Source organism: Acetobacter sp. (assembly GCF_047723915.1).
Classification (GTDB): domain Bacteria; phylum Pseudomonadota; class Alphaproteobacteria; order Acetobacterales; family Acetobacteraceae; genus Acetobacter.
In genome coordinates this window covers 129,060-153,045 of sequence record NZ_JBDOBQ010000004.1, presented here as the reverse complement: position 1 = coordinate 153,045, position 23,986 = coordinate 129,060, and the positions used below count along the sequence as shown (strand labels likewise).

At 65.5% G+C, this 23,986-nt stretch carries 21 protein-coding genes; 11 read left to right on the top strand and 10 right to left on the bottom strand.

What is annotated here, in order from left to right:
* Positions 1-221 precede the first annotated feature (221 nt).
* Complete coding sequence (locus ABF990_RS04515; RefSeq protein WP_415491671.1) at positions 222-830, bottom strand: superoxide dismutase; 609 nt, start codon at positions 828-830, stop codon at positions 222-224.
* Positions 831-1,107: 277 nt separating this feature from the next.
* Between ABF990_RS04515 and ABF990_RS04510 the strand changes: the two genes are divergently transcribed.
* The gene (locus ABF990_RS04510) at positions 1,108-1,881 is read left to right on the top strand and encodes a squalene/phytoene synthase family protein (protein ID WP_415499994.1); all 774 of its coding nucleotides are present in this window, start codon (positions 1,108-1,110) and stop codon (positions 1,879-1,881) included.
* Here the strand turns inward: ABF990_RS04510 and ABF990_RS04505 are convergent.
* The gene (locus ABF990_RS04505; protein WP_415491669.1) at positions 1,878-2,753 is read right to left on the bottom strand and encodes an NAD(P)-dependent oxidoreductase; all 876 of its coding nucleotides are present in this window, start codon (positions 2,751-2,753) and stop codon (positions 1,878-1,880) included. The two genes, ABF990_RS04510 and ABF990_RS04505, sit on opposite strands and share 4 nt — an antisense overlap.
* Before the next feature lie 192 nt (positions 2,754-2,945).
* Here ABF990_RS04505 and ABF990_RS04500 point away from each other — a divergent pair, with 192 nt between their 5' ends.
* Positions 2,946-3,659, top strand: coding sequence for a sulfite oxidase heme-binding subunit YedZ (locus ABF990_RS04500; protein WP_415499993.1), 714 nt, complete (start codon positions 2,946-2,948; stop codon positions 3,657-3,659).
* Here ABF990_RS04500 and ABF990_RS04495 read toward each other — a convergent pair.
* Positions 3,627-5,084 (bottom strand): SulP family inorganic anion transporter, encoded by a 1,458-nt coding sequence (locus tag ABF990_RS04495; RefSeq protein WP_415491665.1) that lies wholly within the window; start codon positions 5,082-5,084, stop codon positions 3,627-3,629. The two genes, ABF990_RS04500 and ABF990_RS04495, sit on opposite strands and share 33 nt — an antisense overlap.
* 161 nt (positions 5,085-5,245) lie before the next feature.
* On the opposite strand from ABF990_RS04495, the gene lpxB reads away from it, so the two are divergent.
* The gene (gene lpxB, locus ABF990_RS04490) at positions 5,246-6,421 is read left to right on the top strand and encodes a lipid-A-disaccharide synthase (protein WP_415500067.1); all 1,176 of its coding nucleotides are present in this window, start codon (positions 5,246-5,248) and stop codon (positions 6,419-6,421) included.
* A gap of 221 nt (positions 6,422-6,642) precedes the next feature.
* On the opposite strand, the gene hisI is transcribed toward lpxB, so the two are convergent.
* The 5 genes from hisI to ABF990_RS04465 all read right to left on the bottom strand — a co-directional run bounded on the left by hisI (position 6,643) and on the right by ABF990_RS04465 (position 11,925).
* Positions 6,643-7,065, bottom strand: a complete 423-nt coding sequence (gene hisI / locus ABF990_RS04485) for a phosphoribosyl-AMP cyclohydrolase (protein WP_415491664.1) — start codon at positions 7,063-7,065, stop codon at positions 6,643-6,645.
* Positions 7,066-7,067: 2 nt separating this feature from the next.
* The gene (locus ABF990_RS04480) at positions 7,068-7,970 is read right to left on the bottom strand and encodes a YgfZ/GcvT domain-containing protein (protein WP_415500314.1); all 903 of its coding nucleotides are present in this window, start codon (positions 7,968-7,970) and stop codon (positions 7,068-7,070) included.
* 202 nt (positions 7,971-8,172) lie between these two features.
* Entirely contained in the window at positions 8,173-9,951 is a 1,779-nt protein-coding gene (gene asnB / locus ABF990_RS04475; RefSeq protein WP_415500313.1) for an asparagine synthase (glutamine-hydrolyzing), read from the bottom strand.
* Positions 9,952-9,955: 4 nt separating this feature from the next.
* Positions 9,956-11,023, bottom strand: coding sequence for a glycosyltransferase (locus ABF990_RS04470; protein WP_415500312.1), 1,068 nt, complete (start codon positions 11,021-11,023; stop codon positions 9,956-9,958).
* Entirely contained in the window at positions 11,020-11,925 is a 906-nt protein-coding gene (locus ABF990_RS04465) for a glycosyltransferase family 9 protein (RefSeq protein ID WP_415500311.1), read from the bottom strand. The genes ABF990_RS04470 and ABF990_RS04465 overlap by 4 nt, the downstream gene beginning before the upstream one ends.
* A gap of 263 nt (positions 11,926-12,188) precedes the next feature.
* Here ABF990_RS04465 and ABF990_RS04460 point away from each other — a divergent pair, with 263 nt between their 5' ends.
* From ABF990_RS04460 to ABF990_RS04440, 5 genes are all read left to right on the top strand, one after another.
* On the top strand, positions 12,189-12,590 hold the full coding sequence (locus ABF990_RS04460; RefSeq protein WP_415500318.1) for a hypothetical protein: 402 nt from the start codon (positions 12,189-12,191) through the stop codon (positions 12,588-12,590).
* A gap of 282 nt (positions 12,591-12,872) precedes the next feature.
* A complete protein-coding gene (locus ABF990_RS04455; protein ID WP_415491659.1) occupies positions 12,873-13,571 on the top strand; it encodes a hypothetical protein in 699 nt (232 codons plus the stop codon).
* A gap of 4 nt (positions 13,572-13,575) precedes the next feature.
* Positions 13,576-14,970: a PQQ-binding-like beta-propeller repeat protein gene (locus ABF990_RS04450; RefSeq protein ID WP_415491658.1), complete on the top strand. Its 1,395-nt coding sequence runs from the start codon at positions 13,576-13,578 to the stop codon at positions 14,968-14,970.
* 13 nt (positions 14,971-14,983) lie between these two features.
* Positions 14,984-16,387, top strand: a complete 1,404-nt coding sequence (gene der, locus ABF990_RS04445; RefSeq protein WP_415500317.1) for a ribosome biogenesis GTPase Der — start codon at positions 14,984-14,986, stop codon at positions 16,385-16,387.
* A gap of 7 nt (positions 16,388-16,394) precedes the next feature.
* Entirely contained in the window at positions 16,395-17,909 is a 1,515-nt protein-coding gene (locus tag ABF990_RS04440) for an MFS transporter (protein WP_415500310.1), read from the top strand.
* 269 nt (positions 17,910-18,178) lie between these two features.
* Here the strand turns inward: ABF990_RS04440 and ABF990_RS04435 are convergent, their stop codons facing one another.
* Both ABF990_RS04435 and ABF990_RS04430 read right to left on the bottom strand, forming a co-directional pair.
* On the bottom strand, positions 18,179-19,600 hold the full coding sequence (locus ABF990_RS04435) for a glutamate--cysteine ligase (RefSeq protein WP_415491656.1): 1,422 nt from the start codon (positions 19,598-19,600) through the stop codon (positions 18,179-18,181).
* A 64-nt stretch (positions 19,601-19,664) separates the two neighbouring features.
* Positions 19,665-20,441: a 16S rRNA (uracil(1498)-N(3))-methyltransferase gene (locus ABF990_RS04430; RefSeq protein WP_415491655.1), complete on the bottom strand. Its 777-nt coding sequence runs from the start codon at positions 20,439-20,441 to the stop codon at positions 19,665-19,667.
* Positions 20,442-20,745: 304 nt separating this feature from the next.
* Between ABF990_RS04430 and ubiA the strand changes: the two genes are divergently transcribed.
* The 3 genes from ubiA to ABF990_RS04415 all read left to right on the top strand — a co-directional run bounded on the left by ubiA (position 20,746) and on the right by ABF990_RS04415 (position 23,982).
* Positions 20,746-21,654 carry a 4-hydroxybenzoate octaprenyltransferase gene (gene ubiA, locus ABF990_RS04425; RefSeq protein ID WP_415500309.1) on the top strand — a complete coding sequence of 303 codons (909 nt, stop codon included), beginning with the start codon at positions 20,746-20,748 and terminating at the stop codon, positions 21,652-21,654.
* 130 nt (positions 21,655-21,784) lie between these two features.
* The gene (locus ABF990_RS04420; protein WP_415500308.1) at positions 21,785-22,486 is read left to right on the top strand and encodes a LolA family protein; all 702 of its coding nucleotides are present in this window, start codon (positions 21,785-21,787) and stop codon (positions 22,484-22,486) included.
* 140 nt (positions 22,487-22,626) lie between these two features.
* On the top strand, positions 22,627-23,982 hold the full coding sequence (locus ABF990_RS04415) for a replication-associated recombination protein A (RefSeq protein WP_415500316.1): 1,356 nt from the start codon (positions 22,627-22,629) through the stop codon (positions 23,980-23,982).
* Positions 23,983-23,986 lie beyond the last annotated feature (4 nt).

Genomic DNA, 23,986 nt, shown 5'->3' with positions numbered 1-23,986 from the left:
TTTGTTCCGTCCCATCAAAGGCAACGGTCTCAGGCTCTGTGGCTTCCTTTTCAAGATTGGAAATCCCGCGCCTGTAATCAAGGGGTTGGAGCCATGCAGGCGGGTAAAGTATGCCGCGCCTGCGTCGGGGCAGCGCCGGGGCAGGGCTGTCGCGCAGGCACAAAAAAGGGCGGAACCCCGGAAGGTTCCGCCCCGTCCTTACCCCATGGGGGAAAAGGGCCTCAGGATGCGCTGAGCTGGGCTTCGGCGAATTCATAGTTCGCCAGATTGTCGAGGAAGTTGGTCACGTAGTCGGGGCGACGGTTGCGGAAGTCGAGGTAGTAGGCGTGTTCCCACACATCCAGCCCGAGCAGCGTCTTGCCCTGGTTTTCCGCCAGCGGGTTGGAGCCGTTGGCCGTCTTGGTCACAGCCAGCTTGCCCGAAGGAGCCAGCACCAGCCAGGCCCAGCCGGAACCGAACTGCGATGTGGCGGCTTTCTTGAATTCGTCCTTGAAGGTTTCGACGCTGCCGAAATCTTCCTTGATCTTGGTTTCAAGCGCTGTGGGAATGGCCCCACCCTTGGGGGAGAGGTTGTTCCAGAACAGGATATGGTTCCAATGCTGACCGGCGTTGTTGAACACCGGAGCGATGGATGCATCGCCGCGCACGGCAAGAATGATTTCTTCCAGGGACTTGCCCTGCAGTTCCGGCTTGGCTTCCACAAAGCCGTTCAGTGCCGTCACATAGGCCTGATGGTGCTTGCCGTGGTGGAGTTCGAGCGTTTCCTGGCACATGCCGCGCGCAGCAAGCGCATTGGTGCTGAAGGGGAGGGCAGGCAGTTCGAAAGCCATTATACTACTCCAATATTAAGAGACTGGTCGCACGCAGAGCGCGTCTGTTCCAGAGCTATGAGCCCAGGCCCGGCGCGTCAAGGGTAAGGGGCGTGACACCGTTATTCTGCTCCGGCGATCACGGAAACTTGCCCTTCTGGCCGGGTGGGTTGCAGGGCGGGGTCTGGTGCGGCATTGCCCGGCGCGGCTACACCCACTTACGCACGGCGCGCGGCGGGGTTGCACGCTCCAGCCCGCGCAGTGCAACGGTGCATGGCCATGAAGGGGGAAAGCAGGCATGGGTGCGAACGCGACGGATATGGCGCAGGACGCGCTTTTTCGCATGGCTGCGGCAGACCCCGACCGCATGCTGTGCGCGCGTTTTCTGCCCCGGTCCTGCCGGTCTGGTGCATGGGCCGTTCTCGGATTCCATAACGAGGTGATCAGGGCCCTCGCACCGGGTCGCTCGGGGGCGGTGGCCGGTTCCATGGCGGGGTATATCCGCCTGCAATGGTGGCGCGACGTGCTGGAGGGGGTGCGTGGCCCCGAACACGAACTGGCCCCCCGCCTTGTGGCTCTGGTGGAGCAGGGGCTTGTGGCGCGCGCGACCCTGCTCAGGCTTGTCGCCTCGGCCGAGGCCGAACTGGCCCAGCGGGATGCCGAAGGCGCGGGCATTGCCCAGTGGCGTGGCATGCTGCGTGATGGCGCTGGCGCACTCCAGCGTGCCATGGGGGAACTGCTGGGCGTGCGGGATGACAACATTCTGCTGCGGCTGGAGGCCTGCGGCATGGCGTATGGGGCAGGGGCCATGCTGCGCCATGGGGCCGTTCTGGAGCGCGGTGGCCGGTTCCTGTTCCCCGGCCCGGCGGAGGACCTGCGGCGCGAAGGCCAGCGCCTGCTGGCCGAACTGGCGGGGCCCGGCCTGTCGGCCTCATGGCGGGCGGCGGCCCTGCCTGCCGTGCTGGCCCGGCGTGACCTGGCACGGGGGGGAGAACAGGCCGGGCACCCACGCGGGGTGGGCGACCGGCTTGCCGTCATGGCGGCGGGGGCAGGGCTGCTCCGTCCGTTCTAGTCGTCGTTGGCGACGATTTTTTCCATCACCCCGATCAGGGCGGAATAATCGGCATCCGGCGCGGCGCGGCGGGTCAGGGACAGCTGCTGTGTCACGGCCCCCATGGTGGGCACGGGTACGGCCAGCCGGGCTGCGGCGTCCAGCAGCAGGCGCATGTCCTTCTGCATCAGGCGGGTGGGGAACTGGGATGAAAAATCCCCAACCTTGGCCATGCGGATCTTGCGCTTGTGGTGGGGGGAGATCACGGCCAGTTCATCCATGGCGTTGAACAGCATGTCCCGTTCAAGACCTGCCGCCAGGCCGTAGGCAATGCCTTCGGCTACAGCGGCCAGCCCCGCGCCCATAATGCCATTGACCACCAGCTTGAGCCGCGCGCCGCTACCGGCGGGCCCCGCGTGAATGGTCATGCGCCCGATGGCGTCGAACACAGGTTTGGCCCGCGCGATGGCGTCATCGGTTCCTCCTGCCAGCACCAGCAGGTTCGCACTTTCGGCTTCCGGCGTGCTGCCCGAGACAGGGCAGTCGATCACGCAGATGTTTTTTGCCGCGCCCGCATCGAACAGGGCCTGCGCCGCCTCGGGCGAGACGGAGCTTGTGTTCAGCAGCAGCCCGTTTGCACTCATGCCCGCCAGTGCGCCATCGGCCCCGTACATACTGGCATCCAGCGCTTCATCGTCGGGTACGCAGACCAGAACGATGTCGGCCTTGCGCGCGACTTCGGCCGGGGTGGGCAGGAAAGGCGTATCGCCTTTGCCACCCTTGCCCGACGGCGTGTAAGCCACGGCGGCAAAGCCCGCCTTGGCCAGGTTTTCGGCCATGCGGCAGGCCATGGCGCCAAAACCGATAAATCCGACAGTCTGTTGAGATGACATGGTAAGCTAAAACTCCGGTAGAGTATGTGGTTACTTGAGTGCTATCAGGTATGCTTCAGGTTACTATAGACCGATCAGGGCAGAAGTCTTTCCTCAGCCGCTATCAAGGCAAGGTCCCGTAGCGGGAGTGCAAGCAGAATCTGCCAGCGCAGATGAGCGTGTGCAAACGCCGTGGGACGGGAAAGGCGCGTCATGGAGTGTCGCAAACATCAGGACCGGATACAGCCAGCGGCTTTGCGCAGGCGCTCGAGGGTGTCCCCCTTCATGCGCCAGATTCTGTTCTACCTGCTGTTCATGGCCCCGGCCATAACGGAAATATCGGGTCTCTGGCTGGGGTGGGCCGCGGCCCTGCCATGGCAGCAGGCCCTGGATGAGTTCGGGCGTTATGCGTTCCGTTTTCTGCTGGTGTCGCTGCTGGTGACACCGCTCAGGCGTTTTTTCAAGCTGAACTTCATGGTCTATCGTCGGCCTCTGGGCCTTCTGGCGTTCAGCTATGCGGTGCTGCATGTCGGCCTGTATGTCTGTGGCACGGCACGGCTGAACCTCATGCGGGTCCTGCATGATTTCGGCAGCCATCTTTTCATGCTGTTCGGTGCGCTGGCGCTGCTGTGCATGACGGTGCTGGCCGTTACCTCCACCCGCTCCGCGATCATGCAGCTTGGGCGCAAATGGACCGAACTGCACCGTCTGGCCTATATGGCCATGGTGCTGGCCTGCCTCCATTACAGTCTTGCGTTCAGGACATGGAAGATCGAACCCCTGCTTTACGCGGCCCTGGCGCTGGCTGTGCTGGGCACGCGCATGTTCAGGCCCCGGCGATGCGGCACATGCGCGCCCGCCTCCGCGCCCGCCCCGGCTCCCGTCCACGCCCCGTCACGACAGGACACCGCCCCACCCCACGGCTGAGCACAATGCCGCGGCCCGCGGGTTGGCATGGATGACGGAGACCGCCTTGCCCCGTTCCTGCAGGCGCGCAACTGTCTTGCCCAGCGTGTCCGCGGCACTGATATCCCAGATATGGGCGTCAGCCAGATCGATGATGACACTGGGGGAGGCGTCCTGAAAATCCACCGTGTCGGGCAGGATACTGGCGGAGGCAAAAAACAGTTCGCCCCGCACGCGGTATAGCCGTGTCAGCCCGTCGGGGCTTGTCTCCGGCGTGACGCCTGCCAGTTTCATGACCTGGAAGGAAAAGAACAGTCCGTTCAGCAGCACGCCACAGGCCACACCGGCGGCAAGGTCATGTGTAGCCACCACCACCGCCACGGTCACAAGCATGACAAGCGAAGACAGGCGCGGGTGGCGGGCCAGATCCCGCACCGAACGCCACGAAAACGTGCTGATCGACACCATGATCATGATCGCGACAAGGGCTGCGACCGGCACGCGGGCAACAAAACGGTGCAGCACCACCAGCAGAAGCAGCAGGAATGCGCCAGCCGTAAAGGTCGAAAGCCGGCCCCGCCCGCCATAGCGCAGGTTGCCTACGGTCTGGCCGATCATGCCGCACCCGGCCATGCCACCGAACAGGCCCACCAGCATGTTGGAGAGGCCAAGCCCCGTGCATTCCATGCGCTTGTTGCTGTGGGTGTCAGTTAGTTCATCCACCACGGCTGCGGTCATGAGCGATTCCAGCAGCCCCACCATGGCCATGGCAAAGGCATAGGGCAGCACGGTGGTGAAGGTGGCAACATTCAGCGGCACGCTGGGCAGCACCAGCCGGGGCAGGCCTTCGGGCAACGGCCCCAGGTCGGCCACCACATGCACGGGCAGGTTCAGCATGATGCTGAGCGCACTGAGTGCCAGAATGCAGACAAGGGGGGACGGCACGGCCGTTGTCACACGCGGCAGCAGGTAGATGATGGCCAGCCCCACGCCGATCAGGGCGTAGGTGTGCCAGGTGACATGCAGCATCTGCGGCACCTGGGCTGAAAAGATCAGAATGGCCAGCGCGTTGACAAAGCCGGTTTCCACCTCGCGCGAGACAAAGCGCATGATGTTCTGCATACGCAGCAGCCCGAACACGATCTGGATGAATCCGGCCAGCAGGGTTGCCAGCAGCAGGTACTGGTAGCCATGGCTGTGAACCAGATCGGCCGCCACAAGTGCCACCGAACCCGCCGCCCCCGAAATCATGCCCGGCCTGCCGCCCGTGATGGCAATGGCGATACTGATGACAAAGGACGCGAACAGCCCGACCTGGGGTGCGACCCCCGCCGCGTAGGAAAAGGCGATCACCTCGGGAATGAGGGCGAACGTGCCGACCATACCGGCCAGGACATTGCGAACCGGTTCATCCGTCCATTCGCGAAGATACTGCTGAACTGTCACGCGGCTTCTGGCTTCCTGTGCTGGGTGGGGTAACGGCGGATACGGTCCGGCATAGACCGCGCAATCGTATGCGCAAAGGGCCTTTATGGACCAGCCCGCGGATCGGCCGCATGGCGGCGGGGGGAATTGTGCTGCACCCGCAAGCCCTTTATGCCTCGGACATGGCAGCTTCTTCCGTGTCTTCCCCCCTGATCTGGATTCTGGCTGGCGAGGCCAGTGGCGACGTGCTTGGCGCGCGTCTCATGCAGGCGCTGCGCGCGCGGGTACCTGCCATCCGCTTTGCGGGTGTGGGGGGTGCCCGCATGGCCCAGCAGGGGCTGGACAGTCTTTTTCCCATGCGCGATCTCGCGGTCATGGGGCTGGTCGAGATCCTGCCGCGCCTGCGGCATCTGTCGCGGCGGCTGGATCAGGCCGTGGCGGATGTCAAAGCCAGAAAACCCGATCTGGTGATTACGATAGACAGCCCCGGCTTTGCCCTGCGCCTGTTGAAAAAAATCGGCGGGCTGGGCGTGCCGCGTATCCATTACGTGGCCCCGCAGGTCTGGGCGTGGCGGCAGAAAAGGGTCAGGGAGTTTCCCGGCCTGTGGGACGAACTGTTATGCCTGCTACCGTTTGAGGAGGATTTTTTCAGCCGCCATGGGCTGAAAACCCGCTTCGTGGGGCACCCGGTCATTCAGTCCGGCGCGCGCGATGGCAATGCCGCGCGGTTTCGCGCAAGGCATGGCCTGGCGGATGACGCGCGTATTCTGGTGCTCATGCCCGGCAGCCGCCGTTCGGAGGTGCCGCGCCTGCTCCCGGTTTTCGGGCAGATGCTGGCCCGGCTTGCCACCGCCATGCCCGATGTGGTGCCCGTGGTGCCGGTCTCGAACGTGGTTGCCCCCACAGTGGAGCGTGCGACGCGGAACTGGCCGGTCAGCCCCATTGTGGTGACCGATCTTGCCGACAAGCACGACGCCTTTGCCGCCGCCGGTGCGGCTTTGACCAAATCGGGCACATCCACGCTGGAACTGGCGCTGGCTGGCGTGCCCATGGCCGTAACCTACCGGGTTAATCCCGTGACCGCGTTTCTGGCCCGGCGTCTGATCCGCGTGCCGTTTGTGGCCATGGTGAACCTGCTGGCCGGGCGTGCCGTCGTGCCCGAACTGTTGCAGGAGAACTGCCGCCCGGACGTGCTGGCCCGCGCGGTGCAGACCCTGTTTGAAGACACGGCCGCAGCCCAGGGCCAGAAAGAGGCTTTTGCCCAGGTGCTGCGCGGACTGGAAGGGCCGGGCGGCATGCTGCCGGCGGACGCCGCCGCCCAGGCGGTACTGGACCTGCTGGCCCGCACAGGAGCCTGACGCGAGCAGGGCAGCACCGCGTTGCACAGGCGGGATAGGGTGTTCTGATGCGGGAGGGGAAACACCCGTTTTGCCTGCCTATCTGCCTGCCTGTCTACCTACCTACCGACCTGTACCGGCCCGGCATGCGTCTTTGCGGCAAAAACCATAGCCGCGCCAGTTCGCTGCACGTGGATTTTTTTGACAGCGCCCGGACAGCAACGCTCGCGGTGCGAACCGTATCAGCTATGGGAGTGGTAGAGTTGCGCCGGGTCCACAAGCGGCTTGCTGATTTCGGTCAGTCCTTCGGGGGTAAAGGCGCGGTAAAAGCAGTTGCGGCGGCCCGTATGGCAGGCAACGCCGATCTGGTCCACCAGCAGCAGTACGGCGTCTGAATCGCAGTCCAGCCGGGCCTGCACAAGGTGCTGCACCTGACCCGAGGTCTCGCCCTTGCGCCACAGCCCCTTGCGGCTGCGCGAATAATAGCACACCCGCCCGCTCTGCAATGTCTCGCGCAGGGCGTCCGCATTCATCCAGGCAATCATCAGCACTTCGCCCGTGTCGTGCTGCTGTGCGATGGCTGCGATCAGCCCTGCCTGATCGTAGCGGATGCCTTCCAGCATGGTGTCGAGCACGGCAGGGGTAGGGGCGGTGTAGGGTGGCATGGTCATTCCGGAGCGGTGGGGGCGGGGGGTGCCGTGTCGGGCGCTTTATCGGGCACTTTGAGTGCTGGCGCCAGCCAGGCCGGGGGGCGTGCAATCAGGGCGTGGCCGTTGCAGTGCAGCGGCTTGTCGGTGGCGTCCACTTTCAGCAAAGCAAGGCCGATGTGATCGTGGGACGAGCGGAGCTGGCCCACCTCCACCCCGTCATGGGTAATGGAGGTGCCCGGCGCAGGCAGGGGGTGGGTGCTGGCAACGGGCACCATACGGCGTTTGAGCAGCGTGCGGTAATGCATGCGTGCCGTGACCTCCTGCCCCAGAAAACAGCCTTTCTGCCACGAAATGCCGCCCAGAAGGTCCATATTGGCCTCGGCCGGAAGGGTGCGTCCGGGTTCGCAGTCCTGAACGCCGTCGGGCAGGCCGAGCATGAGGCGGTGCTGGTTGTATTCCAGCTCGCTTGCGGTGAGCGGCGTATCCGGGGCGGCGTCTATCAGCCGCCAGCCCGCGTTTTCCAGCCGGGGGTCGCGAAAGGCGATGGCATTTTCCAGTATCGCGCTATCGGGGTCGTTCCCCCATGCGACATGCACGGACAGGCCGGTCAGTTCCAGTTGCACATCGGCCCGCAGCCGGAAGCGCAGCAGCAGCGTGCGCAGGCTTTCCGCCTGGGTGGCGGCGCAGTCCAGCAGCAGGCAGGCGTCATCCGGGTCGGCGGTGACAAAAAAATCCGCCTGCCAGCGGCCCTGCGGGGTCAGGAATGCGGACCACGTGCCAAGCCCCGCCTCCACGGCGGCGATATCGGCTGTCACCAGCCCCTGAAGAAAGCGGACACGATCAGCGCCCGAAAGCTTGAGAACGGCGCGGCTGGCAAGTGGGGCGACATGAGCCTGGGTCGTGGGGGCGGGGGCGGACATGGGATGCTCTCCCGTATTATAATTCGGTCAATGGAACGTCCCGGCCAGACTACATCCGGGGCTCTGGCTTGGCCAGTGGCGCGCGGTGCATGGCCTGTGTGCCCGTGGCACCGGTCTTGCCCTGTTACGTCTTACGGCAGCATGGCAAGGCATGGCCGCAGGTGGTCCTGTGCTGTATAACCGCTGATGGGGGCATGAAGTTTCACGCACTCAGGGTTTCGAACACGTCCCCCGCGGGGGGGAGTGCGCGGATATGGGTGCGGTGCCATAGCGCATAGAACAGCAATGTCCAGGCAGCGGCCCCGGCGCGGGTATCATCCGCGTTTGTGAACAGGTCGCGCACCCGGTCGGGCCGGGCAATTTCGGCAATGCAGTCCTGCCGCGCGACCAGTTCGCCCAGACGCCCGCCGTCCTGTGCGATCCAGGTGCCGATGGGGACGCTGAACCCCTGCTTGGGCGCGAACGGGCGGGCGCCGGGGTTATGCTGCGCCAGCCACATGCGCAGCAGCCATTTGCCTTTGCCCTGGCGGGTACGCAGGGTGTCGGGCAGGTGGGCTGCCACCTGCGCCAGGGCGGGGTCCAGTAGCGGCGTGCGTCCCTCCACCCCGTGGGCCATCAGGCAGCGGTCCAGCTTGAGCAGCAGGTCATTTGGCAGCCATTCCGCCGTGTCCACGGCCTGCAGGCGGGCCAGGGCCGTGGGGGCGGTATGGGCCGCCATTTCAGCCGTGGCGATCCCGTCGCGCCAGTGGGTGTTCTGCGGCCCATCGGGGTCGCGCAGAACACCCAGTCCGTCAAACATGCCGCGTCGCCACATGCGTTTGCGCCCGCGCCACCAGGGCCGGGCGGCGGCACGGTACCGACCGTAGCCGCAGAACAGTTCATCCCCCCCTTCGCCAGAGAGAATGACCCTGACATCCTTCGCGGCTTCGCGCGCCAGCAGCCAGGTGGGAATAATGGCGTAATCCGCCACCGGGTCGTCCATGCAGGCCACAATGGCGGGCAGGTTCCGCCATACGATTGCACTTGTAATGCGCAGGGTCTGGTGTTCGGCCCCGGCGGCGCGGGCGAGTTCCTGCGCGGCGCCTGCCTCGTTGGCGGCGTTGCGGGCGTCGAACGTGGCGGTCCATGTGCGCAGGGGGGCGGTGCGTGGCAGGCGCGCCATGGCCGTCAGCAGGCAGGCGCTGTCTATGCCGCCGGACAGGAACAGGCCAAATGGCACGTCAGCGCGTTCATGGGCGCTGACGCTGTCCATCAGTGCTGCGTCCAGCCTGTCCAGCGCCTGTGCCTCGGACGTGAGAAGTGCCGATGGCGCAACAGCGGGCAGCGCGGGCAGGCGGCTGCGCTGCATGACCCGGTTCCGGGCCACGCGCAGGGTCTCGCCGGGCAGAAGGCGGCGGATGCCGGGAAAAATGGTGTCCCGCCCGGTGGTGAACTGGAGTTGCAGCAGTTCCGCGCGCGCAGGGGCGGCCACGGCCCGCCGGGCCAGCCCCGCCTGCAGCAGCGCTCCGGGTTCGGAGGCAAAGGCCAGCCCCGCGGGTGTGTCGGTATAATAGAGCGGCTTGATACCGAAGGGATCGCGCGAAAGCAGCAGTTCCTGCCGGGTGGCGTCATACAGGGCCACGGCATACATGCCCCGCAGGTAGCGGGCGTAGTCCGCGCCGTGTTTTGTCCACATGACCAGGGCGGATTCGCAGTCGCTGCCGGTATGGAAGGCCCCCGGCCCGATCTCATCGCGGATACACGGATCGTTGTAGATCTCGCCATTGGCGACAAGCGTGCCGCCCTGCCCGCGCAGGGGCTGGTCCCCGCCTGCGATGTCGACAATGGACAGGCGCGTATGCACCAGATCGACCGGCCCCAGCCGGGCCACATGCGCACCGTCCGGCCCACGGTGGCGCAATGCCTGCGCCATGCTGTCCAGGGTCGCGGCCGCGCAGGGCGGGGTGGACGGGGCGTAGATCAGCCCGGCAATGCCGCACATGGGCTCAGCCCTCCACGGTGGCGAGAAAATTATGCCATGCGGCAAGAACCGGCGGGGCGGCAAAGGTGCTGTCGTAGTCCTGCCGTCCGGCTGCGGCGATGCTTTGCGCCAGTGCGGGGTTTTCCAGTATTTCGTTAATACCCGCAGCCAGTGCGTTGGCGTTTTCGACGGGAACCAGAATACCGTTCTCTCCCGTACGGATCAGTTCCTCCGGGCCGTCGGCCGCTGCGGCCACGACCGGCTTTGTCGCGGAAAACCCTTCGATCACCACATTGCCCAGCGGTTCGTGCCGGGACGGGCAGACAAGGACGGAACACGCCCGGATCAGCCCGCCCGGACTGTCGGCCCAGCCGGGCATGATGACGCGGCCCGCTACTCCTTCGCGCCGGGCCAGGTCCTCAAGGACTGCGCGTTCAGGCCCTTCCCCCGCAATGACCAGCGGAATGGAGGGGACATGACGCATGGCCCCGATCAGGACATCGAACGCCTTGTTTCTGTGCAGCCGCCCCAATGCCAGCAGGAAGGGGGTGCCCACCGGCACGCCGGCGGGCCATACGGGGGCCACCTGTCCCAGGTCCGTTGCAAAATTGGGCAGGTAATGCAGGCGGCTGCGGTCCCAGCCCTGCCGCGCCATCCAGCGGACCAGCCCACGGGTGTTGCCGATCAGGTGCGAGCAGCGGCGGTAATAGGACAGGTCGTAAAACCCGCCCAGCCGCCCGGCAAGAATCCAGTCACCCTGCGGGGCAAAGCGTGCGGCCCTGTTCATCCAGGCCACGGCCACGCGGGGTGCGAAGGTTCTGAGCGCGCGGCGCAGGGCCGGACCGGTACGCAGGTCCAGCAGGCCGCCAAAAGGCAGTTGCAGCGGGGTTGCGCCGCCGTCGCGCAGGCGTCGTGCCCGTGCGGCGCTGTGACGGATGACCGGCAGGACATCAAGCCCTGAGCGGGTCTGCTCAATGCACAGGCGTTCAAAGAACAGTTCAGCCCCCCCGGCGGCCGACCCGGCCATAAGATGGGCGACTTTCAGCCCGCCGGGTGTAAGGGGCGTGCCGGAGGCAGGGGCTGACTGTGTCATGGGCGTGCGTCTTCCAGCAGGGTCAGGGCGGCGTGGGCCACGTCCGGGGTTTGCAGCCCTGTCATGGGGGTGGCCCCTTCCGGCCCGGGGGCTGCGATCCACCGCGCGTGTAGCCCGGCGGGTGCGTATTCCGATGCGCGTGAGGGGCCGAACAGCCCGAGGGTGGGTATGCCCGTGGCCGCCGCAAGGTGCATGAGCCCGGAATCGTTGCCGACATACAGCGCGCAGCGGGCCAGCATGGCGGCGGTCTGTGTCAGGGTGAAGTGCGCTCCCGCGTCAATGGCGTCGGGCAGGGCCTGCAGGACGGGGCGGGCCAGGCGCGCCTCATATTCGCCCGGACCGTAGAAAACGGCCAGGCGGGCCTGCGGGTAACGGGCGTGCAGGGCGTGCCACACAGCAACGTAGCGCTCGGCCGGCCAGATCTTGCCATCCCAGTTGGCGGTGGGGCCAAAGGCCATGACCATCGGCCCGGGTGGTATAATACGGGCCGCGCCGTCGCGTTCGGCCCGGGTGGTCCAGACCGTGGGCAGGGGGGGCGGGATCAGGTTCAGGACCCCGGCCAGATGTTCCAGCCGTCTGCCGGGGCGGCGACCGCCGCGCATGATGTGGCGCCTGCCCGCACGCAGGAAAAAACTTGTGGCCGAACCACGCAGGTCCACAACGATATCCCAGCGCTGCGGTGCGCAGGCCCGCCACAGGTCAAGCCAGTGCAGATCGTAGCGGCGTTTGTCCATGACAAGAATACGTTCGAGTCCCGGCACGTTGCGGAACAGATCGGCCGCGACCGGTCCGCAGGCAATGGTCATGCGCGCATTCGGGTAACGCTGTATCAGTGCTGCCAGAATACCGGTTGAGAGCACGGCGTCGCCCAGCCGTGTGGCCGTGATGAAAAGAATGCGCATTGGTATGACTCTATACCCAAGCGGGTGATTTTTCCAAGTAATGCTCCTGCGGCGCTGCCTTCGTGCTGCGTTCATGCCGTCAGGGCCACCGGCGGGATATGGACTTTTGCGCGGCCTGTGTCAGAACTTCGGAACAGGTTATGGACAGGGCCCTGCGCGGGCTTGGGCAGCAGGGGCGGGCAACGCACCGCCCTTGCGACGCAGGGCAGCAGAAGGATTGAAGTATGATGCGCGGAAATTCGGTTGTCGTGGCCGTCGGGGTCATGGTGCGGCGTGTGCGTGGCATGGCGGGGCCTGTCGCGGTGGCCGCGGCTCTGGTGCTGCCGGGGCTTGCGGTCCCTGCCCACGCGGCGGAACGCGGGTGGAGTGCGGCAGGCTGCGGCGATGAACCTTCCGCACCCGCGGTCGATGTTTCCACGGTGCAGCGTTACAATGCCAGCGTGGATCAGGTGAGCGCGTATGAAAAAGCCGCCCGCACGTACAATGCCTGCGTCACCCGCGCCGCCGTGAAGGAAGAAACCGCCATCAGCGACGAGGCCCGGCAGAAAATCGCCTATGTCCATGACAGCAGCGCTGCCATTCAGTCACGCATTGCCTCCAACTTCACGCGCTTGACCACGGCACTCAAGGCCGGTGGCGCAAAGTTGCAGAAGGACACGCCCTGATCCCTTAAATGTCCTGATCCCGTATGTCCTGCCCCCGCACGCCCTGCCGGGCAGGGGCAGGCAGGGCAAAAACGCGGCCCGGGACGCATGGCCCGCACAATGGCCGGGGTCTGTCCCACTTTTGCGCGGCCCCACTTTTGCAGGGCCCCACTTTTGTAGGGCCAGGCGCATGAGCGGGCCTGCGGCCAAGTTCTGCCTTGTATGATACGCCGGGCTGGGGCAGATAGCGAAAGACGGATCGGGCGGAATGCCCCGTAACACGCAGCAGGAACACACCGGATCGTGGCAGAGGATCTTTTCAGGGAAGTCGACGATGAAATGAAGGCCGAGCGCCTGCGCGTCATGGCGCGGCGCTATGCCGGAGCGGCGGCGGGGGTCGTTCTTCTGGCTGTGGCGGGTGCGGGCGCGTGGTCCTGGCGGGCGTCGCAGCACAAGGCCGCGGCCCTGGCCGCGACCGGCCAGTATCTGACCGCCCTGCGCCAGACCGACAACCTGCCCGTTCATCAGCCGGGCTCACCCGTGACGCCGCCGGGCGGCACGACGCAGACCGGGCTTGAAACCCTTGGCCGCCTTGCCTCCGGCGGGCCTGAAGGCATTGCGGTGCTGGCCCGCATGCAGGAAGCGGGCGTGCAGGCCACGCGCGGCGATCTCAAGGCGGCACTTGGCGCATGGGACGCGGTGCAGACCAACGAAAAGGCCGACCCGGCCCTGCGGGACATGGCCATGCTGCTGTGGTGCCAGCACCAGATCGATACGGGGGATATCGCTGTTCTGCGCTCGCGCCTGTCGGTGCTGGTGGGCAAGGGCAAGGCGTGGTACGGCCTCGCGACGGAAGCGCTGGCCCTGCTTGACGTGCGCGAAGGCCATATCGAAGACGCCCGCAAGAAATTCGCCGCTCTTGCCATGGCGGCCGACGTGCCACCTGGCGTGCGCAACCGCGCCCAGGACATGACACAGGCGCTCGACCCGTCAGCAGGATAAAAGCATGAGCAGCAAGACACAGCCCCCCGCAGACGGGCGTTTCGGGTTAACCCGCAGGACCCTGGTGGCCGGTGGCGCCCTGGCCCCCATTCTCGCCGCCTGCGACGACGATGACGACAAAAGGCCGATCATGACCGGCCACCGCAAGGATGTTCTGTCATCCGGCGCGGGTCTGGAAGTCGACCGCGAAGACAAGACCCCCATTACCGTTCCGGCACCCATTACCGTGTCGGAATGGCCGGTGAACGGTCGCGTGCCAACCCATGTGGGCGCCAATTATGCCTGGGGCGGCCTGCACAGGCGCTGGCGCAAGAGCATCGGGGCGGGTATTTCCGAACCCGATCTGCTGGCCTGGGCGGCACTCGGGTCTTTGGGGCGCGGTATCATCCTGACACCCCCCGTGGTGTCGGGCGGGCGCCTGTTCTCGGCGGATGCGCAGGGTGTTGTGCGGGCCTTCGAATGGCCGGGCATGCGCCATATCTGGACGTTCAACCCGCGTCCGAAAAAAAGTCGGTCCAGCAATCTGGGCGGCGGCCTGGGTGTTGACGGAAACACGCTTTATATTGTCGACGGCGTTTCGCAGGCGATCGCGGTCGATGTCGCGACCGGCAAGGTGAAGTGGCGCACCGATCTGGGTATTCCCGGTCGTTCCGCCCCCACCATTGCTGACGGGCGGGTGTTTTTCGGCACTATCGACGAACGCTTTTTCGCGCTGGACGCGGCAACGGGCCGACAGTTGTGGAGCTACACCGCGACATCGGTGGAAACCACCATATTTGGCCAGCCAGCCCCCGCCGCCGCCAACGGCGTGGTGATCGCGGGCTTTGGCGGGGGCGATCTTGTGGCGTTCCGCGCGGAAAGCGGCGAAGTTGTCTGGAGCGTGATGCTCGGCAACGTGAACAGCCAGGCCAGCACCCTGAACCTGACCTGCGTGCGCGGCCTGCCCGTGATTGTCGGCAGCGTGATCTATGCCGTGAGCATGGCGCAGGTTCTCGCCGCCATCGATATCCGCACCGGGCGCCGGGTCTGGGAACGTTCGATCACCAGCCTGAACAATATCCTGTGCGTGGGCGACTGGCTGTTCGTTCTCTCGCTCGATGAACAGCTTGTCTGCGTGGACCGCCTGTCGGGCCATGTGCGCTGGATCACGCAGTTGCGCAAGTTCCGCCTGGTTCTGCCCATGAAAGACCTTGTGACCTGGATCGGCCCTGTCATGGCGGGGGGCAGGCTTGTCTGCCTGAGCACCCTGCCCGAAAACGGCATGGTCCACCTGGACCCGGTAACGGGCGCCATTCTTTCGGTCGACGCCATGGATGGCGTGTCCTTCATGCCCCCGACAATCGTTGACAACCAGATGCTGGTTGTCACCAACGATGGATACATCAACGCTTATGGCTGATCGCTACAAGCCCATGCGGCCTGTCCCGCCCTTACCAACGGCGGATCTGCCTGTTGTTGTTATTGCCGGTCGCCCCAATGTCGGCAAATCCACGCTGTTCAACCGCCTTGTCGGGCGCAGGCAGGCGCTGGTGGCCGACACCCCGGGCGTGACGCGCGACCGCAAGGAAGGTGTCGCCCTGGTGCGCGGGCGTTACGTACGCCTGATCGACACGGCCGGGCTGGAGGAAGCCGCCCCCGAGAGCCTGTTCGGCCGCATGCGCGCCTCGTCCGAGAGCGCGTTGCACGAGGCTGACCTGATCCTGTTCTGTATCGATGCGCGTTCGGGCATTACACCGGCGGACGAGCATTTCGCCCAGTGGATACGCCGCCAGAACCGTCCTGTCCTGCTGCTGGCCAACAAGGCGGAAGGCCGTCAGGGCACGGCTTCCGCGCTGGAAGCCTATGCGCTGGGACTGGGCGAGCCCGTAGCCCTTTCGGCCGAACACGGCGAAGGTGTGACCGACCTGATGTGGGAAATTGCCGAACGTCTCCCCCCCGAATCCGCCGGGGAAGACACGGACGATATGCCCGCCAGTGACGGGGATGAGGACGATGCCCGCCCGGCAGGCCCCCTGCGTGTGGCCATTGTGGGCAGGCCCAACGCGGGCAAGTCCACCCTGCTGAACACCCTGCTGGGTGAAGAGCGCATGATTACCGGCCCCGAACCCGGGCTTACGCGCGATTCGATAGCCGTGACCCTGCGCGACGACGAGGGCGAGTTCGAAATTGTCGACACAGCCGGCCTGCGCAAGAAGGCGCGTATCGATGAAGCGCTCGAGAAAATGTCTGTTTCCGCGTCGATCGAAGCCCTGAAAATGGCCGAGGTGGCGGTGCTCGTGCTGGATGCAACGCTTGGTGTGCATGAGCAGGACCTCCAGATTGCCCGCCTGATCGAGCGTGAGGGCCGGGCCTGTGTGCTGGCCCTGAACAAGTGGGACGCGGTGGAAGGCAGGACCGAAACCCGCAAGGCCATTCTGGACCGGCTGAGCATTTCGCTGGCCCAGATGCGGGGCGTGCCGGTGGTGACGTTTTCCGCCCTGACAGGCAGCGCCGTGCACAAGCTGCTGCCCGCCGTGCGCGAGGCGGCGGCGATCTGGAACGCCCGTGTGCCCACGGGTGAGCTGAACCGCTGGTTCGAGGCCATGCTGGAACGCCACCAGCCCCCGCTGGTGAACGGCAAGCGGCTCAAGCTGCGCTACATTACGCAGGTCAAGTCGCGGCCTCCCACATTCGTCATTTTCGGGACCCGGGCGGAACAACTCCCCGAGGATTACAAGCGTTACCTCGTCAACGGCTTGCGGGACACGTTCGACCTGCCTGGTGTTCCCATCCGGTTGCAGACGCGTGGCACCAAAAATCCTTACGCGGAGTCCTGACCGGCGCATGCAACATCCACAAACACCCCCGCAGCCTTCTTCCGCACAGACAGGCGGGGCTGGCGGGGTCAAAGCCCAGGCCGCTTCCGGCGGCGCGGCAGCGGGTGTGGAGGATGGCCGGGACGATCCGCAGGACGCCAGTCAGAGTGCCGGTCAGAGTAGCAGTCCGGGCGTGCATCAGGGACTATACGGCCCGGCCCGCAACTGGGCCATGCTGGCGGTCTCCCTTTCCGTGTTTCTGGCATTGCTCGACTATGCCATCGCCAATGTGGCGCTGCCCGATATCGCACGGGACCTCAAGGCGTCGTCTTCCGCATCGGTGTGGATCGTCAACGCCTATCAGATGGCGAGCCTGATCTCGCTGCTGCCGCTGGCCGCCCTTGGCAGCCGTGTGGGTTTCGCGCGGCTTTGCCGGGCGGGCATTATCCTGTTCATGGGGGCGTCGCTGCTCTGCGCGACGGCCACCACCCTGCCGATCCTTGCTGGGGCGCGCGTGCTCCAGGGTATAGGGGGGGCGTGTATCATGAGCGTGAACATCGCTCTGGTGCGCTTTATCTACCCCCATGCGGAAATCGGTAAAGGTGTGGCGCTTAACGGCGTGGTGGTGGCGCTGGGCGTGGCTTTGGGGCCGACGACAGCCGCCGCGATCCTGACCGTTGCGTCCTGGCCGTGGCTGTTCTGGATCAACCTGCCGCTGGGGGCCGCGGCACTGGCCATGGCCTACCGTGCGCTACCCGTTACCCCGCGCACGGGCAGAATGCCCGACCCGCTGGGCAGCGTGCTGTGCATTGTAGCGCTGGGCGCGTGTATCATGGGGGGAGACGGTCTGGCCCATGCGGAAGGCTGGCAGCTTTCCGTGCTGTTGCTGCTGGTGGGTCTGGGGGCTGGTGTGCTGCTGGTCCGCCGCGAAAGCGGGCTGACCCACCCGATCCTGCCGGTCGACCTGCTGCGACGGTGGGATTTTACGGTGGCGTTCCTGACCGGGTTCGGCGGGTTCGTTTCTTCCAACCTGTATATCGTGTCCATGCCGTTCATGCTGCATGACACGCTGGGCATGAGTTCCGCCGCGACGGGGCTGCTCATTACCCCCTGGCCGATCGGCATCATGCTTTCTGCCCCGGTCATCCGCGGTGTTGCGGACCGGGTTTCCGCCGGGGTGCTGTCCTCTATCGGGCTGGCCATTACGGCGGGCGGGTTTTTCCTGCTCTGGCTGCTGCCTGAACATCCCTCCGCCTTCGATATCGCGTGGCGCACAGGCATTGCGGGGTGGGGGTTCGGGTTTTTCCAGCCGCCCAATAATCGGGCAATGATGGTTTCGGTCCCGCATCACCGTGCGGGTGGGGCCAGCGGCATGGTGCAGGTCGCACGGCAGGCCGGGCAGACGGTGGGGGCCATGGGTGTGGCTGCGTTCTTTACGTGGTCACTGGCCGGGGCCACGCATCGTTGCCTGCTGATGGCGGGTTGTGTTGCCCTGTGCTCGGCCCTGCTGAGTGCGAGCCGTCTGGTGCAGAAGCCGCGCTGAAGCGCCGACAACCCTGCACATGGCTGAAATGTCTTTTGGGGCTGTCGCATAAAGGGCAGCGCCAGCCAGTGTTCTGCGCCTGAACCGGCTTTTACGCCAGGCAGGGGTGGGGATGAAGATTGCCGCTGGAGATGGGGCGATCAGCGCAGCCGGGCAGCGGGACCGCCAATACGTGCAGATTGCTTGCCCGACTGGGCTATGACAGCCGTTTCTTGCCCGGTGCGCCTGTCCTGCGCGGGTGTTGGCAGGACAGGCGAAAGACCTGTGGTTCAGATCTCGCTTTCGAGGAAAATCCGGCTCGTATCGCCAGTCCATGCGCCATAATAGCGTTCCAGCCAGTGTTCGGCCTGGGTAGGGCCACCTGCGGCAAGGGCTGTCAGCGGGGCCAGATAGACCCATTCGCTGGCCTGGCTTTCCTCATCGATTATGTCGCGTGCCTGCAACCCGTCCATCGAGATGGCCAGCATCTGGGCTGCCAGGTCACGCACCGTGCCTTCGCCCCAGGGGGTGTCCAGCCCCATCATGGGAACGAGTTCGCGCAGTTTCACGTAGTCTTCCCACGGGTTGGCGCGCACCAGTTCCCACGCGGCCTCAAGGGCTGCGGAATCGTAGAGCAGGCCGGTCCAGAGTGCTGGCAGGGCCATGGTCATTTCAGGCGATCCGGCATCCGCGCCGCGCATTTCCAGGAACTGCTTGAGCCGTACATCGGGGAAGGCGGTTGTAATATGGTCTTCAAAGTCACCGATGGTGGGTTGCAGGCCTTCCAGCCCGTCCTGACGGTCACCGTTGAGCCATGCGCGGAAGGACCGGCCTGCAACATCGATCATCCTGCCCTCGCGCATGATGAAATACATCGGCACGTCCAGCAACCATTCCACGTAACGCTCGAAACCGAAATCCGGCTCGAATACGCATGCGGGCATGCCTGAGCGGTTATTGTCGGTATCGGTCCAGATTCTGGCGCGGTTGGACAGGAAATTGTTAGGCTTGCCCTCCACGAAGGGCGAATTGGCGAACAGGGCGGTGGCCACGGGCTGGAGCGCCATGGACACCTGCATCTTGCGCACCATGTCCTGTTCGGACCCGAAATCCAGATTGACCTGCACGGTGCAGGTGCGCTGCATCATGTCCAGCCCCAGGCTGCCGACCTTGGGCATGTAGTTGCGCATGATCGCGTAGCGCGACTTTGGCATCCAGGGCATGGTGTCCCGCGCGGCGGTGGGGTGGAAACCCAGCGGGGCGAAGCCCAGCCCCAGCTTGCGCGACAGCAGGCGTACCGCGTCGTAATGGGCGTTCAGTTCACGCGCCGTTTCATGCAGGCTGCGCAGCGGTGCCCCGGAGAGTTCGAACTGCCCCGCGGGCTCGAGCGAGATGGCTGCCCCGGCTGCGACCCCCTGGCCCTTGAGGCCGATAATGTTCCCGTTGTCCAGAACCGATGTCCAGTCATCGGGTTCGGCTTTCTGCAACCCGCTCAGCAGTGCTTCGATCCCCTGCGGGGCATAGGGCGGGGCGCTGTAGGCCGGCCGTGTCGTGCCGGTATTGCCGGCGGGTTCGGGGCGGATAAAGCCGAACTTTTCGTGTTCGGTGCCAATACGCCAGGCGTCGCGCGGTTTGCAGCCCTGGGCAAGCAGGCCGGCAAGTTCGCGGACAGAGCGGATAGGAGTCTGGTCTGCTGCACCGGGATTGGACATCTGGCTTATCTGATCCTTGAAAAAAAGCCCTGCCATTCAATTCGGGCAAGGCAAATCCAATACGCTATTGTGACAAAACAGTGCCTGAACGCAACCCGTCCCCCATAAGGGCGAGTCCGGCGGCCATGGCGGTGTCGGCCCGTAAAATAAGTGGCCCCAGCGACACGGGAAACACGAACGGGCGTGTCAGCAGGAGCTGGCATTCCGCGTCGCTCAGCCCGCCTTCGGGGCCGATCAGCAGTCCGTCGCCCGGTTTTGCGGTACGCAAGGGATCAGGCTGTGCCGTTCCGGGCACTCCCTCGCGCAGATCCATGCGCTCCATGGCCGTGAACAGGCGGGCTGTCTGCGGCCAGCCCCCCAGCAGGGTGGCGAGCGACTGTGGCGGTGCCACATGCGGTACGTCAAGGCGTTCGCATTGTTCCGCTGCTTCCGTGGCGATGGCGCACAGCCTTTGCGGGTTGATGCGGTGGGTGTTGGTCCGCTCCGTCACGATGGGCAGAAAAGTGCTGACCCCCAGTTCGGTCCCCATGCGCAGCACCAGATCGGTTGCATCGCGCTTGAGCAGGGCAAAAGCCAGTGTCAGTTCTGGCACGGGGCAGGGTGCCCGCAGGGGGCGTTCCAGCCTGAACAGCCCCCGGTCCTTGCGGATTTCGGCAATGCTGGCCAGCCATTCCCCGGCCTGGGCGTTGAACAGCCGCACCTCGTCCCCCGGCTGGCGGCGCAGTACCGTGCCCAGGTAGCGTGCCTGTTCGCCCTGCATGGCGCAGGTGGCCCCCACATCGACCGTGGGCAGCGTATCGGGGGCCATGAAAAGCCGCGGTAGAAGGGTAATGCCGGTCATGTCGGGGTATGATTGGGCCAGGGCTGGAAGGGTAAAAGTAACGTCGGGTTCTGTTTAGGCACGAAAGCCCCGATCTTGCCAAGAGCAGGTGTTGGGCGAACCCGGCTGGCCGGAGCCTGCTGCGGGGGCGCGTCGCCGCCAGCGGGGGGGGGCACCCGCATGGCGCGGTATCGGGTAAAGGGTGTACGGGGCATCTGGCTGTGGCAGGGCTGGTTGCGGGTGCTTATGGTGCGGCCCGCTTTGTGGCATAGACTGCCGCACTTTGTTTTTTCGCAAGCCGGGGGCCTGACGCAGCGTGCCGAGCATGAGCAGATATACCGATATCAGGGTGACGGGCTGGATCGCCCGCCTGCCGCCTTCCCTGCAGGCTTATGTGCTGCTGGCACGGCTTGACCGGCCTATCGGCACATGGCTGCTCTGGCTGCCGGGCATATGGGGTATTCTTCTGCCGCAGGGGGTGGCGCCGGCCGAACGGATCAGGCTTGTCATCCTGTTCGGGATCGGGAGTCTGGTCATGCGGGCGGCGGGGTGCGTGGTCAATGACATGTGGGACCGCGACATAGACCGGCAGGTGGAACGCACCGCCGGGCGGCCGCTCGCCAGCGGTGCGCTGGGCATGAAGCAGGCCACCGCCTTTCTGGCGCTGCTGCTGCTGGCCGGTCTTGGGGTGCTGGTGCAGCTCAATACCCTGTCCTGGCTGCTGGGCGTGTCCTCGCTTGTGCTGGTGGCCTTTTACCCGCTGGCCAAGCGTTACACCTGGTGGCCCCAGCTTGTCATGGGGTTTACCTTCGGCTTTGGCGCTCCCATGGGGTATGCGGCCGCAAGCGGGCACCTGTCCTGGGCGCAGGCAGCACTTTATGCCGCAACCATTGCCTGGCAGCTTGGCTTCGATACGATTTACGGCTTTCAGGATATGGAGGATGACGCGCGGATCGGCGTCAAATCCACATCCCGGCTGATGGTGGGGCGGGCCAGGCCCTTTCTTGGCGCATGTTATGCCGTGGCGGCTGCCTTTCTTGCGCTTGCGGGTGTTCTGGCGGGGGTGTCATGGCTGTTCTGGCCCGTTCTGCTGCTGCCGCTGGGCCTTCTGGCCCGGCAGGTGGCAGGCCTGAACCCGGCCGACCCCGCCCTGTGCCTGCGGCAGTTCCGTGCCAACCGTGAAGTCGGGCTGGCCGTGGCCCTGGCGTTGGCGGCAGGGCTTTTGCACCCGTAAGGGGGCGGGCTGTTCGCGTCGGGCGAAATGCCATAGTGTTGCCGCCATCCCCCTTCAGGCAGGTGTCATATCCTGTCCGCCCGGATCTGAGGGCTCAATACCTGAGGGCTGAATGCGAGTTGCCGTGCCGATGAAATCCGTTTTCCGCGCTGTCCTGCCGTTATGTGTCACCCTTGCCGTCATGGAGGGTGTGGCCCCCACAGGGCAGGCTTTCGCGCAGGCAGGGCAGCAGGCTGCTGCCATGTCCGTGCCCGCCGGTGCGCCTGCGAGCACGTCCGCGGAGGTGGAGGCGGCTCCGCTGTCCAGCGCGGACAGGGAATGGCTGCAAAAAATCGAACAGGTCCTGAACCGTTCCAATACTTTTCAGGCGCGGATCCAGCAGCTTGACGCCAATGGCAGGCGCACGACCGGCACGGTGTGGATGAAACGCCCCGGCCAGATGCGCCTGGCCTACGACGCGCCGTCGCCCCTGCTGCTGGTCGCGACGGATGGCAAGGTTGTATTCCGCGACAGCAAGCTGGACCAGACGACCGTCATTCCCATCGAGCGCACGCCGCTAAGCCTGCTCCTGCGCGCGCATGTCAGCCTGTCCGACGGGGTGACGGTAACGGATTTCCAGCATGCCCAGGGGCTGGTGCAGGTTACGCTGGCACGCACATCAGCCCCGGGCGACGGCACGCTGACACTGGTGTTCCACGAAAAACCTCTGGCCCTGCGCTCATGGAGCGTGGTGGATGCGCAGGGGCGGCAGACGCAGGTGACCCTGTTCGACGTGCATGAGGGGGCGGACCTGCCAGCCAGCCTGTTCGTGGCGCCAGCCGAGCCGCAATAAGCCCCGCCATAAATCGCGCGGCCCGTCCCTGCCTGCCGGGCATTTGCCGCCAGACCGTTCCGGTTTGCGCCACGGTCTGGAAAAACCGGCGACCCGACGCGATATAAAAGGTGGAACAGCAAGCGGAGGAACAGGCGTGCATGGTCGCGGGGCATGACAATCCGATGATGGGGGACGATCTGTTCGGCCAGGGCGATGCGTCACCCAAGCGGGGTGGCGGTCGGTCAGCCCCCACCCAGCCGCTGGCCGACCGGCTGCGCCCGGACAGGCTTGAGGATGTGGTGGGGCAGGGGCACCTGCTCGGCCCCGATGGCGCCCTGACCCGCATGCTCGAACGCGGGTCGCTGGCCAGCCTGATCCTGTGGGGCGGGCCCGGCGTGGGCAAGACCACCATCGCCCGGCTGCTGGCCAGGGCGGCGGGGCTGACCTTCGTGCAGCTTTCGGCCGTTTTTTCGGGTGTGGCGGATCTGAAAAAAGCGTTCGATACCGCACGCAGGCTGGCGCAGACCGGCGGTGGTACCTTGCTGTTCGTCGATGAAATCCACCGCTTCAACCGGGCGCAGCAGGACGGCTTTCTGCCCGTGGTCGAGGACGGTACGGTGGTGCTGGTCGGGGCCACGACCGAAAACCCGTCCTTTGCGCTCAATTCCGCCCTGCTGTCGCGCTGTCAGGTCATGGTTCTCAACAGGCTGGACGACCCGGCGCTGGAGGCCCTGCTGGCCCGCGCGGAAGAAGAGACAGGCCAGCCCCTGCCGCTGACGGAAGACGGCAGGGCCACGCTGCGCGCCATGGCCGATGGCGACGGGCGCTACCTGCTGAACATGGTCGAGCAGATTCTGAGCCTGAAAACCACAACCCCGCTGGACGCCCAGGCTCTTGCCCGCCTGCTGGCCCGCCGCGCCGTGCTGTACGACCGCGACCGGGAGGAACATTACAACCTCATTTCCGCGCTGCATAAATCCATGCGGGGGTCAGACCCGGACGCCGCATTGTACTGGTTTGCACGTATGCTCGAAGGGGGGGAAGACCCACGTTACCTCGCCCGCCGGCTGACCCGTTTCGCGGCGGAAGATGTGGGCATGGCCGACCCGCACGCCCTGCCGCTGGCCATAGCCGCGTGGGAGACCTATGAACGCCTGGGCTCGCCCGAAGGGGAGCTTGCCCTGGCCCAGCTTGTGGTGCATCTGGCCACGGCCTCCAAGTCGAATGCGGTCTACAAGGCTTACGGGGCTGCACGGCGTGCCGCGCGCACCACGGGCAGCCTGATGCCGCCAGCCCATATCCTGAACGCCCCCACGAAGCTGATGCAGGAGATCGGCTACGGCAAGGGGTACGAATACGATCACGATGCCGATGAAGGCTTTTCGGGGCAGAATTATTTTCCCGACGGAATGCGGCGGCAGAGCTTCTATACCCCTGCCGGCAGGGGGTATGAACGCGAGGTCCGCCACAGGCTCGAAACATGGGCCCGCTTGCGCGATCGGCGCCAGTCGTGAATAT

What these genes read in the sequence shown, in the direction of transcription:
- ABF990_RS04515 (WP_415491671.1), bottom strand. Translation starts at nt 830, where the DNA reads ATGGCTTTCGAACTGCCTGCCCTCCCCTTCAGCACCAATGCGCTTGCT.
- ABF990_RS04510 (WP_415499994.1), top strand. Translation starts at nt 1,108, where the DNA reads ATGGGTGCGAACGCGACGGATATGGCGCAGGACGCGCTTTTTCGCATG.
- ABF990_RS04505 (WP_415491669.1), bottom strand. Translation starts at nt 2,753, where the DNA reads ATGTCATCTCAACAGACTGTCGGATTTATCGGTTTTGGCGCCATGGCC.
- ABF990_RS04500 (WP_415499993.1), top strand. Translation starts at nt 2,946, where the DNA reads ATGGAGTGTCGCAAACATCAGGACCGGATACAGCCAGCGGCTTTGCGC.
- lpxB (WP_415500067.1), top strand. Translation starts at nt 5,246, where the DNA reads ATGGCAGCTTCTTCCGTGTCTTCCCCCCTGATCTGGATTCTGGCTGGC.
- hisI (WP_415491664.1), bottom strand. Translation starts at nt 7,065, where the DNA reads ATGCCACCCTACACCGCCCCTACCCCTGCCGTGCTCGACACCATGCTG.
- ABF990_RS04480 (WP_415500314.1), bottom strand. Translation starts at nt 7,970, where the DNA reads ATGTCCGCCCCCGCCCCCACGACCCAGGCTCATGTCGCCCCACTTGCC.
- asnB (WP_415500313.1), bottom strand. Translation starts at nt 9,951, where the DNA reads ATGTGCGGCATTGCCGGGCTGATCTACGCCCCGTCCACCCCGCCCTGC.
- ABF990_RS04470 (WP_415500312.1), bottom strand. Translation starts at nt 11,023, where the DNA reads ATGACACAGTCAGCCCCTGCCTCCGGCACGCCCCTTACACCCGGCGGG.
- ABF990_RS04465 (WP_415500311.1), bottom strand. Translation starts at nt 11,925, where the DNA reads ATGCGCATTCTTTTCATCACGGCCACACGGCTGGGCGACGCCGTGCTC.
- ABF990_RS04460 (WP_415500318.1), top strand. Translation starts at nt 12,189, where the DNA reads ATGGTGCGGCGTGTGCGTGGCATGGCGGGGCCTGTCGCGGTGGCCGCG.
- ABF990_RS04450 (WP_415491658.1), top strand. Translation starts at nt 13,576, where the DNA reads ATGAGCAGCAAGACACAGCCCCCCGCAGACGGGCGTTTCGGGTTAACC.
- der (WP_415500317.1), top strand. Translation starts at nt 14,984, where the DNA reads ATGCGGCCTGTCCCGCCCTTACCAACGGCGGATCTGCCTGTTGTTGTT.
- ABF990_RS04440 (WP_415500310.1), top strand. Translation starts at nt 16,395, where the DNA reads ATGCAACATCCACAAACACCCCCGCAGCCTTCTTCCGCACAGACAGGC.
- ABF990_RS04435 (WP_415491656.1), bottom strand. Translation starts at nt 19,600, where the DNA reads ATGTCCAATCCCGGTGCAGCAGACCAGACTCCTATCCGCTCTGTCCGC.
- ABF990_RS04430 (WP_415491655.1), bottom strand. Translation starts at nt 20,441, where the DNA reads ATGACCGGCATTACCCTTCTACCGCGGCTTTTCATGGCCCCCGATACG.
- ubiA (WP_415500309.1), top strand. Translation starts at nt 20,746, where the DNA reads ATGAGCAGATATACCGATATCAGGGTGACGGGCTGGATCGCCCGCCTG.
- ABF990_RS04420 (WP_415500308.1), top strand. Translation starts at nt 21,785, where the DNA reads ATGAAATCCGTTTTCCGCGCTGTCCTGCCGTTATGTGTCACCCTTGCC.
- ABF990_RS04415 (WP_415500316.1), top strand. Translation starts at nt 22,627, where the DNA reads ATGGTCGCGGGGCATGACAATCCGATGATGGGGGACGATCTGTTCGGC.